Source organism: Rhodanobacter sp. sgz306013, assembly GCF_057031145.1.
On the sequence record NZ_JBXCIJ010000001.1, the window covers coordinates 936,385 to 948,897 of the forward strand.

Here is a 12,513-nt window from a genome sequence, read left to right on the forward strand (position 1 = left end):
TAAACCCTCCCCGCTATTCAACGTGCCCGCTGTGCAAATAATCAAACATCACTGCATCCCGCAGTTAACGCGAGGAATCCGTGATGTCCACCAATGCACTTGCTCCGCAACCTACAACCAAGATCGAACCCGGCGATCTGCTGACCGAGCAGGAAGCCGCAGCCGCCTTAAACTGCGCCGTCCGCACCCTGCGCAACTGGCGTGCCCTGCGCAAAGGCCCGCGCTATCGCAAGATCGGCGCCCGGCTGGTGCGCTATCACCGCGCCGACCTGGCCGAGTTCCAGCGTGTCATGGCTGGCGATGCCGAGTAGGGCACGCCATGGCACGCTCACGCGAGAAAACGACAGGGCGCAAGGAGACTGGCGGCTGGTTCGGCTTGCCGCACGCGGTGCTGGACTCGCCGAACTACTGCGCTTTGTCCGCCCATGCCGTGAAGCTGTTGAACGACTTGGGCAGCCAGTTGCGCGGGCATAACAACGGCGACCTGTGCGCAACGTGGAGCATCCTGCAACTGCGCGGCTGGCGCTCGCGCGACACGCTCACACGGGCGCTGGCCGAGTTGCAACACTATGGCTTGATCGAAAAGACCCGACAGGGCGGCATGAACCGTTGCTGCCTGTATGCGTTCACTTGGCGCCCCATCGACGAATGCCACGGCAAGCTGGACGTGTCTGCCACGGCGGTTGCTTCGGGCCTGTGGAAGGTGCCGCAGCCACCGATACCGAAGCCAGCGAAGCAAAACGCATCGCCCAGCCCGGTAGCCGTGTCAGGCCGACACGACGGGCGTGCCAAGCCGACACGGTATGCGTGTCAGTAAATCCATCGCCGACACGGTGGGCGTGTCAGTCCGGCCATTTTTCGGCGTAGTTCTGACACGGCAGGCGTGTTCCTTTTTATATCTACCAGGTGGGGTTGGCTTTGCTCTGGCCGTGGACGCGTTGCAAGGGCCTGCTGCGCGCACTGCACCTGTCGCCAGCCATCGCACCAGCCCGCATAATCGACCCGTCACCAAGGGGGACACGACCGCATGGCTGCAATGACACGGAACGAGACTCGCCGCAGGCTTACCGCCTTCGCCAAGGAGTGGCAGCACGCCACGCGCGAGAATGCAGACGCCAAGCTGTTCTGGGCGCGCTTCTACGAATGCTTCGGCATCCGTCCCGAGTCCGCCACCATCTACGAAAAGGCGGTCGCCAAGCTGGACGGTGGGCGCGGCTTCATCGACAGCTTCATCCCTGGCCTGCTGATCGTGGAGCACAAGAGCCGGGGCAAAGACCTGGACGCCGCCTTTGCGCAGGCCAGCGACTACTTTCTGGCGCTGAAGGAAGCCGAGCGCCCGCGCTACATCGTCACGTCTGACTTCGCGCGCTTCCGCCTCACCGACCTGCGCAGCGGTGCCAGCCACGAATGCACGTTGAATGAGCTGCCAAAACGCGCCGACTGGTTCGCCTTCCTGATCGACGATGAGGCGGAGATCGCCGAGGAATCCAAGGCCGACCGCAAGGCGGCCTATCAGGTGTCGCAGCTGCACCAGGCGTTGCTGGACGCGCGCTTTGTCGGCCATGACCTTGAAGTGTTCTTGACCCGGCTGCTGTTTTGCTTCTTTGCCGACGACACCGGCATCTTTGGCAGCAACGGCCAGTTCACCCGGCTGGTGCAGCGTAGCCGCGAGGATGGCAAAGACCTTGGCGCACTGCTGTCTGAGCTGTTCCAGGTGCTGGACACGCCGCACGACGCGCGGCAGTCCACGCTGGACGAAGACCTGGCGGCGTTCGAGTACATCAACGGCAGCCTGTTCGCCGAGCGGGCGCGCATTCCGGCCTTCAACCACGACCTGCGCCGCCTGCTGCTGTTGTGTTCGGAGCTGGATTGGAGCGGCATATCCCCGGCGATCTTTGGCGCCATGTTCCAGGGCGTGTTGGAACAGCAACACCCCACCGACAAACGGCAGGCCACACGGCGCGAGCTGGGCGCCCACTACACCAGCGAGCGCAACATCCTGAGATTGCTCAACCCGCTGTGCATGGATGACCTTTGGGCCGAGCTGCATGCGCCCAAGCGCACCAAGGCCAGCCTGCGCACGCTGTATGACCGGCTGCCCACGCTCACCTTCTTCGATCCCGCCTGCGGCTGCGGCAACTTCCTGGTCATCGCCTACCGCGAGCTGCGCCGGCTGGAAATGGCGCTGATCGCCGAGCTGTGGGGTGAACAACGCGGCGTGCTGGACGTGTCCACCTTGTGTCGGGTCAACGTGCACCAGTTCTACGGCATCGAGATCGACGATGCTGCTGCGCATATTGCTCGCGTGGCGCTATGGATCACCGATCACCAGATGAACCTGGAGGCTGCCGAACGCTTCGGCACCACACGCCCCACGGTGCCCCTGGTGACGGCGCCCACCATCGTTTGTGACAACGCTCTGCGCATCGACTGGCGCGACGTGCTGGCGCCGGAACAATGCAGTTACGTGCTGGGCAATCCGCCATTCGTGGGTGCCAAGTACATGAGCGATACACAGCGCGCCGACGTGGCGGGCGTGTTCGCGCCGCTTGCCAATGGCGGGCTGCTGGATCTGGTGGCCGCGTGGTACGTCAAGGCGGCGGACTACATCAAGGGGCATCCGCGCATCGACGTGGCTTTCGTCTCCACCAACAGCATCACGCAAGGCGAACAGGTGGGCGTGCTGTGGCCGTGGCTGCTGGGGCACGGCGTGCATATCCGCTTTGCGCATCGCACCTTCCAATGGAGCAACGAAGGCAAGGGCGTGGCCGCCGTGCATTGCGTCATCATCGGCTTCGGCTTGCGCGAGCCCGACAAGCGCACGCTGTATTTGTACCCGGACGGCATCAAGGGCGAGCCGACGGCGGAGGCCGCAAAGAACATCAACCCGTACCTGGCCGATGCGCCGGACGTGGTGTTGCAGCGACGCGGCACGCCGTTGTGCGCGGAAGCACCGAGTATGGGCATCGGCAACAAACCCATTGACGACGGCAATTACTTGTTCACGCCCGACGAACACGATGCGTTCATTGCGCATGAGCCGGGCGCGGCACCGTATTTTCGCCGTTGGCTGGGCGCGGACGAGTTTTTGAACGGTTACGAACGCTGGTGCCTCTGGCTGGGAGATGTCGAACCTGTTGTGCTAAAGGCGTTACCGCTAGCGATGGAGCGCGTTGCCGCGGTGCGTAAGTTTCGATCTGACAGCAAAAGTGCGCAAACTCGGAAGCTGGCGGAGATGCCGCGCCGCTTCCATGTCGAGTTCATGCCGGATCGGGATTTTTTGGTAATCCCTGAAGTATCGTCCGAACGTCGTCGCTTCATCCCAATCGGTTACTTCAAGCCGGATGCGTTGGCGAGCAACAAGCTGCGCATCGTGCCGGATGCGACGCTGTTCCACATGGGTATTTTGTCTAGCACCATGCACATGGCATGGGTTCGCTACGTCACCGGTAGACTAAAAAGCGATTACCAGTATTCCGTCCACATCGTCTACAACAACTTTCCGTGGCCGCAGGTTGTGACCGAGGAAAAACGCCGCGCCGTGGCACAGGCCGCCGATGCCGTGCTGGCGGGACGCGGTGCGCATCCCGGTTCCACGCTGGCCGACCTGTATGACCCCGACGCGATGCCCGACGATCTGCGCGATGCCCACCGCGAGCTGGACAAGGCCGTAGACGCCGCCTATGGCTACCGGAGCGGCAAGGATGACGCCGCGCGCGTGGCGTACCTGTTTGGGCTGTACAAGCAACTGAACAGCGAGCTGGCGGCGCCTGCCAAACCCAAGCGCAAGGCCAAATTGCCATGAGCGGTTCCGGCTGGCGCCCGCATATCGAATCGGCGATTCGTCTGGACGTCCGGCGCATGCTCAAGCTGGGGGCGCTGATGCCGAACGGCGAGACACGCGGCAGTTGGCAGTGGACGAACGGCGATAGCGAGAAAGTCGCTAGCGTGAACTACCACGCTACGCTCACCGACGCGGAAGGCTTGCTGGTGCTGGACTACACGCACCGCGACCGCGATACGGGCAAGTGCCAGCCGGTGACCTGCCGCATTGCCCTGGAAGCGATCCCTTGCCACTACGGCGGCCATCGCTGGTATGCCCGCTGCCCGTACACGCATCGGCGCGCCGTGAAGCTCTACAAGTGGCCCGGTGTCGCGCAGTTCTGCCACCGCGACGCGATCAAGCCGCGCCCCACCTACGCCAGCCAGCGCGTGAGTGGCGCGGAACGCATCATGGATCAACGCTGGGCGATCCGCCACAAGTTGGGCGACAAGTACAGCGACCTTTTCGGCCAGCCGTTCAAACCGAAATGGATGCGCCAGCGCACCTTTGACCGATACGCCGCCCGCGATGCCGAACTGGCAGCCCGCGAGTTCGGCTATTTAGCCCGGTTGCTGGGTAGGTTTGGAGCACCTGGCTTCGACGATCTTAAGGGCGGTTAGCCTTTGGATTTAGGTTTGCTGGGTGAGGCGCTAGACCCAGCATGTCGACCAAACCGCCCACATCGCGCGCGCGAGGCGGATTCGCGAAACGAACCCCACGGGGCGCCGCCAGACGGGTGAGGCCGTCGACTGCGCCGAGGGACGGACGCGCGAAGAAGCGTTGCGCGGGTCGATGCCTCACGTGGCGCGCTGACAGGTGTCGCGCGCGGGAATGGGTACGTTTGCGGGTATTTTCGGTGTGCCAATTCACGAAACCTTTGCGCAGTAAGGCTTTCCGGCGATTGTTGGATAGACGCCACCCACCAATTCGCCGTGCAGCGGCGTCCAATAAAGGCCGGTAAGCCCAGCAACATCAAGGCTTCCGGCCATTTTTCTTGTCCAGTTACATCCAAAGGTGTCCACCACAATCCGGCCTCTGCTGGGGGCATTTTTGGGGGCTTGGAGCCAAGAGCCAAGGTCGCCCCTTCGATACCCCAGATCGCGAAGAGTGTGCCCCTCCCTGTGGCCCAGCTCCTCCGGAGCATCGGTTGTGCCCCTGCTTCTGCCGAGCAGGTAGCCGGAAGTGCCTTCGGGTAGGTTCTGTGGCTGGCCAGGCTCTATTTGACCGACCTGGAGAAGCGGTACCGCAGGTACTGGCCGAGGGTAGGGTGATACCAGAGTCTGGAAGGCGCGACGCCTTCGCGGGTGGCCAGGTTGCCGGCGACGACGTCGTGCAGGGCTTGCTTCATCAGCGGGATTCCGGCGGCGAGCTGGTGCAGCGGATAGGTGTTGAAGCCGTCGTCGTCCTCGACGTGGATACGCTGCTGGTACAGCACGCCGCCGGTATCCACGCCGGGGTCGACGAGGTGGACGGTAACGCCGCAATGCTCGGCATCGTCGTTGACCAATGCCCAGTAACCGCCATGCACGCCGCGGTAGCGTGGCGTGATGCCGGCGTGGGTATTGATGAACGGGCGCCGGATGCATTCGATCACGGCGCGCGAAACGATCCGCGTGCCGTTCACCACCACGGCGTCGGGCTCCAGCTTCCTCAGCATGCGGCGCACCGTTGCCGTGTTGACGCTGTCGACCCGGAGGGTGATGTCTGCCGCTGGCAAAGTGGCCTGCAGGCCGTAACGGACGATCAGCTCGTTGCTGCGGCGGCGCTGGAGCCGCGCCAGGAGCCGGTTGAATGCGATGAAAGCCAGCTGGCCGACGACGGTGGGCCAGCCCAGCCGGCGCAGGCGATGCCGGATCATGCCCCGGGCCGACGGTTTGCGCTCCACTACTACAGCGAGAATTTCCACCTCGCACGCCAGTGCGTTGTACATGAACCAGGAAGTTGGCCCATCGCCGCACAGCATGACGATGCGTGGAGTCCGCCGGTTCATCATGCCGCCAGCGCGTCGGTGAGTTCGGCCATGCTCAGCGAACGCATACCGTCCTGCTGTCGCAGGCGTTCGAACTCCTTAACCACACGCTCCAGGAAATCCATGTTCTGATCGGTGTCGACGCCGAAATTGTGGGGGTGCCACCACAGGTGGAAGATCTCGTGGCGCCTGGCGGCATGGCGCATGGCACCTGTAATCCGGCGCAGCCGCAGACCGTCCAGCGGGGCCAGCCGCGGGTCATGCGGGCGCAGGAAGCGGCTGGCGGGGAAGTTGAGCGGCCGTCTGCCGGCGCAGCTTTCCAGCGTGTATGTGTGGTGGCCGCTGAGATTGACGTAACTGTCCAGCAAGCGGCCCATGCGACGCAGCGCGTTCTGTCCGACGCGGTCGGTGGCGGCATAGAGCCAGCCGTGCTCATTGCCGCGGTAGGCCGAGATGCCGTGCTCGGCGAGTACCTCCAGATAGTCGGGGTTCCACTGGTTGCGCGGAAACACCAGGCTGCGCAGGGTGATTCCCTGCGCAGCCGCAACGCGTACTGCTGCGGAGAGGTCGGCCCTGAACGCCGCAGCTGTCTGTCCCGCTTCGCGGCAGTAGTAGTGCGAGAAGGTGTGGCTGGCCAATTCCTGGCCCGCTGTCGCGGCGATCAGTTCGACCAGGTCAGGTGCGAAGTGGTAGCGCCCGTCGAGATCCGACGATTGCTCCAGGTAACGGTAGGGACACAGTGAGTCGTTCGCGTAGCCGGGTCGCTTGGACGGAGCCGCCGCCAGCGCGGCGTCGCGGTCGCGGCAGAACAGGAAGCCTACTGTCGCCCAGGTGGCGTGGATGCGATGCTGTTCGAACAGCTTCAGCATGCGCGGGATGGCCTGCTTGGCACCGTCCAGGCGCTCGCGAAAAGCATCGAGGCTGCGCGTGTCACGCACGCCCCAATACAGTTCGAAGTCGATGGATATGGTGAATGTGCCGGTGTTCATTCCATCTCCAGCCCGCTTCACGCCAGTCAAAGCGTATCAGCTTCAAGGGAGCGTGCCGCCGTCGACTGTGCTCCGCGATCCTCTTGTAGCCGGCACTCCATAACGGCAACGCCATGCATGAAGTCCCGCTCAAAGGCGACCGTCCACTGCCTCGCGGGGCAGCACGTATTTCACGTCGTAGACGACGGATTGCGGTTTGCCGTAGGCGCGCACGCCCGCGGCGCCCAGCGCGACGAACTGGTGGTGCCCGACGGCCACGATCACCGCGTCGTAGGCGCCGGTGGCCGGCTCGGCCAGCGGGGCGAGGCCGTATTCGTGCTCGGCCTCGGCGGCATCCACCCACGAATCGTGCACGTCGACCTGTGCGTTGTAGCCGCGCAGCGCGTGCACGATGTCGACCACGCGGGTGTTGCGCAGGTCCGGGCAGTTCTCCTTGAACGCCAGGCCCAGCAGCAGCACGCGGGCGTTCACCGGGTTGATGCCCTTGCGCACCATCAGCCGGATCACCTCGTCGGCGATGTACGGGCCCATGCCGTCGTTGGTGCGCCGGCCGGCGAGGATCACGTCGGGGTGGTGGCCCACTTCCTGCGCCTTGTGGGTGAGGTAGTAGGGGTCCACGCTGATGCAGTGGCCACCGACCAGGCCGGGGCGGAACGGCAGGAAGTTCCACTTGGTGCCGGCGGCCTGCAGCACCTCCAGGGTGTCGATGCCGAGCTTGTTGAACAGGATGGCGAGGTCGTTGACCAGGGCGATGTTGAGGTCGCGCTGGGTGTTCTCGATCACCTTGGCCGCCTCGGCCACCTTGATGGAGCTGGCCTGGTGCGTGCCGGCGGTGATGATCGAGCCGTACAGGCGGTTGACGAAATCGGCGACCTCGGGCGTGGAGCCGGAGGTGACCTTGAGGATGCCGGTGACGCGGTGCTGCTTGTCGCCGGGATTGATCCGCTCGGGGCTGTAGCCGGCGTAGAAGTCGCGGTTGAACACCAGGCCGGAGCCCTGTTCCAGCAACGGCACGCAGACCTCTTCGGTGCAGCCGGGGTAGACCGTGGACTCGTACACCACGATGTCGCCGCGCTTCAGCACCTTGCCCAGCATCTGGCTGGCCTTCACCAGCGGAGTGAGGTCGGGCCGCTTGGCGGCATCGATCGGTGTGGGCACGGTGACGATGTAGACGTCGCACGTGCGCAGCTCGTCCGGCGTGGCGGAGAACCTCAGCCGCTTCGCGGCGGCCAGTTCGTCGGCATCCACTTCCAGCGTCCGGTCCTCGCCGGCGCGCAATTCTTCGATGCGCGTCCGGTTGATGTCGAAGCCGAGCGTGTCGTGGTGCTTGCCGAATTCCACCGCCAGCGGCAGGCCGACGTAACCCAAGCCGATGATGGCGATCTTGCTGTCTTCCGGATTCCGCATACGGTCATCCCGAGATGTCTTGGACGGGCGTCATGCAGTGCATGCTGTGTGCGTCGGCGCGCGGACGGAAGGTCATGCTTGCGCTTGCGCGGATGCAACACCGACCCTGCAAAGGTATATCGCGCACGGGTCGCGCATGTTCCTGCGCGACGAGGCAGAGTCATCTCGAGTTAATGTGCAGTGTCGTTGTATGACACCCCACTTGTTTGAACCTGCAGTCTTGAAGCTGCAGTGCGCACTACGCAGATACTCGTTCCGCATGCTTGCGACGGCGGTGCGCGCTTCGACGATATCAAGCCACGGCGTCGACGCCTGGCGTCCAGACGAAATCCGGCCCGGACTTAATTGTGCGGCCGGAATCCTGGAGTCAATGGAGGATATCCAAGTGAAACATCACCCAGCCGGCCAACGCGCTGACCGCCAAGCAAACAATGAGCCAGAATCCCCGGGAGTTCTTCTCCCAGAATGGCTTTTTCTCGTTGTTTTCCATGCTTGTTTGCATCCGTAGCGGTCGGCCGGACTGGTGGACGGGGTCCTTTGTGCAAGCCAGTATCGTGCCAAACGGGGACGCCCGCATGGCCAGGGACGACACGCCGCGGTCCGCGATGCGAATCTGCGATGGATGCCGCAAGTTCCAGCATGGCCGATCGCTTGTTGCGGGCGTCACCCGCGCATGCATGCGACATGCCTGCCGCCAGGGACATGGCCTGCACCGGCCTCGCGTCAGGGATGCCAGGCGTGTGGCGGCGCGGCGAGTCAGTGAAGGACAAAAATTGTCAGCGACACGACTTGGTCGCCGGGCGGTGGAAATCTCGTCCGGTGCTGTCTGGGCGTGGCGCTGGAAGGCCGGCCAGCGGAGAGATTCCGTCTTGAAACCCGAATGCCGGCAGAGCAACGACAAGCATGGCGCTGGAGCCGCGTGCGTGGATTTCCGCCTGGACACATTGGGTTTGAAGGCCGGCTTTCGAGGTCGATGAAACGGTCACGTGTACGTTCAATAAACGTTGTTATGAATCGTGATGGTTATTTCACGCTGCATGTGGCATCACATTAGGTCCATTAGCTCTTGCGGTTGATTTTTGCCGCGATTATCGAACTACCCGGTTCAATGGGTCATTCTCGCAAGGCGGATCTTCCGCTTTTCGGGGCGGTTCCGTGCGGCCGGAAAAAGCGCGAAATCAGGGGTCGGGCATGCCGCCAGCGGGCGGTTTCGGGCAATTGCTGTACGAATCCTTCGAGGACCTTTGATCATGAAAAAGACCTGCGCCTTTGCCGTTCTTGGGTTCGCGCTGCTTGCCAGCGGCTGCGTGTGGTCGCCGGGCCAGGAAATGTCCGGGAAAGGCCTGGTCCGCGGTACGCCAAGCGACAGCAGCCAGATCCAGCTGGTGACGATTACCCCGCAACTGCTGGCAGAGAATCCTACGCCTATGCTGACCGCGACGGTGCCGCAGGAACTGCTGTCCTATCAGCCGGGGCCTTACCACGTCGGCCCGGGGGATTCACTCTACATCACGGTCTGGGATCACCCGGAGCTGACGTCGCCGGCCGGCACGCAACAGCAGACGGCGGCCAACGGGCGTCTGGTGCGCTCGGACGGCACCCTGTTCTACCCCTATGTGGGCAGCATCAAGGTGGCGGGACTGACGATCGAGCAGGTACGCCAGACCATTGCCGACAAGATCGCGAAGTACGTCGAGCGGCCGCAGGTGGACGTCAGCATCGTCGGCTACAACAGCCAGCATGTGCTGCTCCAGGGCGCTTTCATGAAGACCGACCCGCTGCCGATCACCTCGGTTCCGTTGACTTTGGCACAGGCGCTGGGGACGGCAACCGTCAATGCCGATCAGGCCAACCTGTCCGACCTGGTGCTGAGTCGCGACGGCCAGAACTATCACCTGGACCTTGCCGCGTTGTACGACAGCCGGGGACTGGCGAAGGACATCTACCTGAAGCCGGGTGATCGCCTGATGCTTCCCTACAACGACTCCGAGGAGGTGTACGTGATGGGCGAGGTGATGCGTCCCCAGGCGGTTACCTTCAGGACGCTCCCCTCCATCTCGCTGACCCAGGCGCTGGGCCGCGTCGGCGGCCTGAATCCGGTCACCTCCGACGGCAGGGCGGTGTACGTGATACGTGGTGCGAACAATCTGAAAAATACCCCGGCCAAGGTTTTCCAGCTGGACGCACGTTCCCCGTCCGCGTTCGCGCTGGGAGACGATTTCAGGTTGAAGCCGGGTGACGTGGTGTTCGTCGGCGCGGCCGGAATCACCCGCTGGAACCGTTTCCTGAGCCAGCTGCTGCCTTCGGCATCCCTGGTCACCAGCGCGACTGCAGCGAATTACAGCGCAACCCACTGAGCGACCGTGAATCCGATCGCGCCGGCGCGAACCGGTTCGAATCCATGCCATCGACGCGTACCGCGTTGCTGGCATGGTCCTGGTTGCCGCAGCAGATCGATTGCCGCCGCTTGATTCTCGGCGGCGATCGTTTGCGCTTCGCTGGGCGCATGTCCGTCATGTTGCAAGGGACGCGAGTCGACGCGCTATTCGGAAGGTCACGTCGGGGTAGTTGTGCGCGGGAATGCCCGCCACTCCGATCATTCCATTGTGGACCGGTACAACGCGAAAACACCGTCGCGTCATTCCAGGATGCTCCGGGGCCGCATTGTCCGGGTGACGGCGTTTGTATTTGGGTTGCCTGAATCATGCAGCCACGGATTTCATCGGACACTGCCCGACATGGGATTCATGTGGCACTCATATAAACGCGCATTGGCTGAATAACACACCGGCCGTGTACCGGAATCGACATCCAAAGGTGATAGCTTCAAAAGCCTGGCGTTAGATCGATGTGCTCTCGTCGGTCACTCATCGCTGCAGCATTGATGGAATCAAGGTTGATCCAGACAGGAGGAAGTACCGGTCTGATGCATCCACGGTTCGTGTGCACAGGTCAGCAAGGTTTTCGCCGCCCGTCGGCTGAACCACCCGCAATTGAACTCGTTCGGACCTTGGGGGACCCGCTCGAGCAGGCTAGGAGGCGAAGGTCCCATGCAGGAACTGCGATTGCTCCTCGATGCATTGGTTGCCGCATGCACATCGGCAGCAGGTATCGTCGTCATGCGTCGATTCGCTCTGGCGCTGGGTCTGGTTGATCGCCCAGATCAACGCAAGCAGCATCTTGGCGAGGTACCGCTGGTGGGCGGCCTGGCGATCTTCACGGGGGTGATTGCGGGAGCCGCGTGCTATGGCGCCTTTGACGGGTTCGAACGCAGCCTGCTCGGAACGGCCGCCGTGCTTGCCTTGCTCGGCGCGCTGGACGATCGCTTCGGCCTCAGCGTGCGGGATCGCCTGCTGATCCAGACCATCGCCATACTGGCCGTGATCGCGAGCACCGGCGTCTACATCCACACGCTTGGACACATCTTCGGCCACGATGTGGTGCTTGGATGGCTTGGCGTGCCGATGACGGTGCTTGCGGTCATCGGTCTGGTGAATGCGTTCAACATGATGGATGGCATCGACGGCCTGGCCGGCAGCCTCACGCTGGTCAGCATCGTTGCCGTTGTGCTGTTTGCGTCGCCCATGCCGCTGCGGGGGGTGATCATGCTGCTGGCCTTGCTGGCCGCGGCCACGCTCCCCTACCTGCTCGTCAACCTCGGCTTCGTGGGCGGCAAGGTTTTCCTTGGCGATGCAGGAAGCACGCTGATCGGCTATCTGCTGGCCTGGGTACTCATCTATCTGAGCCAGCTGCCCGAAACGCACTTGTCGCCCGTCGATGTGTTGTGGTGCGTGGCGCTGCCAGTGTTCGACACGCTCGCGGTGATGTTTCGACGCATGCGTGCGGGCCAGTCGCCGTTCAAGCCGGATCGCGGGCATATCCACCACATCCTGCAGGGAGCCGGCCTGGGGCCCCGGGCCACCCTGGTCGCGCTGGTAGTGCTCGCCGTCGGCCTCGCATCCATCGGCGCGATCGTCAGCGGCGTGGCCCACTCGGCGGGGGCGAACCTCGCGGTGTTTTGCCTGATCCTCGGCATATACATGACGACGGTCATGCGTGCATGGCAGCGACAGGATGCACGCCGGCAAAGTGGATCGGGCCTGCATAGCGGCATCGGCGCAAAGCTCATTTCACCGGGTTCGGGCCGACCGGCCATTCCGGCGGATCTTGTGGTGAGGGGAGGGGAGAACAGTGACGGCACGGGCGGTCACCAGACCGAGACATACCGCGCGGCGAAACAACCCAATCACCGTTGATCTCGCCTGCCACCCGCTGGCATCCCGAGCCCGACTGAATCAGGGGCTGCGCTTCGGTAGGTGGTGGCG

Annotated in this window: 10 protein-coding genes; 6 read left to right on the top strand and 4 right to left on the bottom strand. The window is 63.4% G+C overall.

Going from position 1 to position 12,513, the window contains the following annotated elements; translation table 11 throughout:
• The first annotated feature begins 83 nt into the window (after positions 1–83).
• From AC2EWF_RS04275 to AC2EWF_RS04290, 4 genes are all read left to right on the top strand, one after another.
• Complete coding sequence (locus AC2EWF_RS04275) at positions 84–311, top strand: helix-turn-helix transcriptional regulator (RefSeq protein WP_483638096.1); 228 nt, start codon at positions 84–86, stop codon at positions 309–311.
• An 8-nt stretch (positions 312–319) separates the two neighbouring features.
• Positions 320–817 carry a hypothetical protein gene (locus tag AC2EWF_RS04280; protein ID WP_483638097.1) on the top strand — a complete coding sequence of 166 codons (498 nt, stop codon included), beginning with the start codon at positions 320–322 and terminating at the stop codon, positions 815–817.
• Between the two features lie 210 nt (positions 818–1,027).
• On the top strand, positions 1,028–3,805 hold the full coding sequence (locus AC2EWF_RS04285; RefSeq protein ID WP_483638098.1) for a DNA methyltransferase: 2,778 nt from the start codon (positions 1,028–1,030) through the stop codon (positions 3,803–3,805).
• Positions 3,802–4,443, top strand: coding sequence for a hypothetical protein (locus AC2EWF_RS04290; RefSeq protein ID WP_483638099.1), 642 nt, complete (start codon positions 3,802–3,804; stop codon positions 4,441–4,443). The genes AC2EWF_RS04285 and AC2EWF_RS04290 overlap by 4 nt, the downstream gene beginning before the upstream one ends.
• 596 nt (positions 4,444–5,039) lie before the next feature.
• Here the strand turns inward: AC2EWF_RS04290 and AC2EWF_RS04295 are convergent.
• From AC2EWF_RS04295 to AC2EWF_RS04310, 4 genes are all read right to left on the bottom strand, one after another.
• Positions 5,040–5,816 (bottom strand): formyl transferase, encoded by a 777-nt coding sequence (locus AC2EWF_RS04295; protein WP_483638100.1) that lies wholly within the window; start codon positions 5,814–5,816, stop codon positions 5,040–5,042.
• Positions 5,813–6,781 carry a polysaccharide deacetylase family protein gene (locus AC2EWF_RS04300; RefSeq protein ID WP_483638101.1) on the bottom strand — a complete coding sequence of 323 codons (969 nt, stop codon included), beginning with the start codon at positions 6,779–6,781 and terminating at the stop codon, positions 5,813–5,815. Before AC2EWF_RS04300 ends, AC2EWF_RS04295 begins: the two co-directional genes overlap by 4 nt.
• A gap of 129 nt (positions 6,782–6,910) precedes the next feature.
• A complete protein-coding gene (tviB, locus tag AC2EWF_RS04305; RefSeq protein WP_483638102.1) occupies positions 6,911–8,188 on the bottom strand; it encodes a Vi polysaccharide biosynthesis UDP-N-acetylglucosamine C-6 dehydrogenase TviB in 1,278 nt (425 codons plus the stop codon).
• Positions 8,189–8,555: 367 nt separating this feature from the next.
• On the bottom strand, positions 8,556–8,678 hold the full coding sequence (locus AC2EWF_RS04310) for a hypothetical protein (protein ID WP_483638103.1): 123 nt from the start codon (positions 8,676–8,678) through the stop codon (positions 8,556–8,558).
• Positions 8,679–9,438: 760 nt separating this feature from the next.
• Here AC2EWF_RS04310 and AC2EWF_RS04315 point away from each other — a divergent pair.
• Both AC2EWF_RS04315 and AC2EWF_RS04320 read left to right on the top strand, forming a co-directional pair.
• Positions 9,439–10,545 (top strand): polysaccharide biosynthesis/export family protein, encoded by a 1,107-nt coding sequence (locus AC2EWF_RS04315; RefSeq protein WP_483638104.1) that lies wholly within the window; start codon positions 9,439–9,441, stop codon positions 10,543–10,545.
• 693 nt (positions 10,546–11,238) lie between these two features.
• Positions 11,239–12,444, top strand: coding sequence for an undecaprenyl/decaprenyl-phosphate alpha-N-acetylglucosaminyl 1-phosphate transferase (locus AC2EWF_RS04320; RefSeq protein WP_483638105.1), 1,206 nt, complete (start codon positions 11,239–11,241; stop codon positions 12,442–12,444).
• The last annotated feature ends 69 nt before the right edge of the window (positions 12,445–12,513 follow it).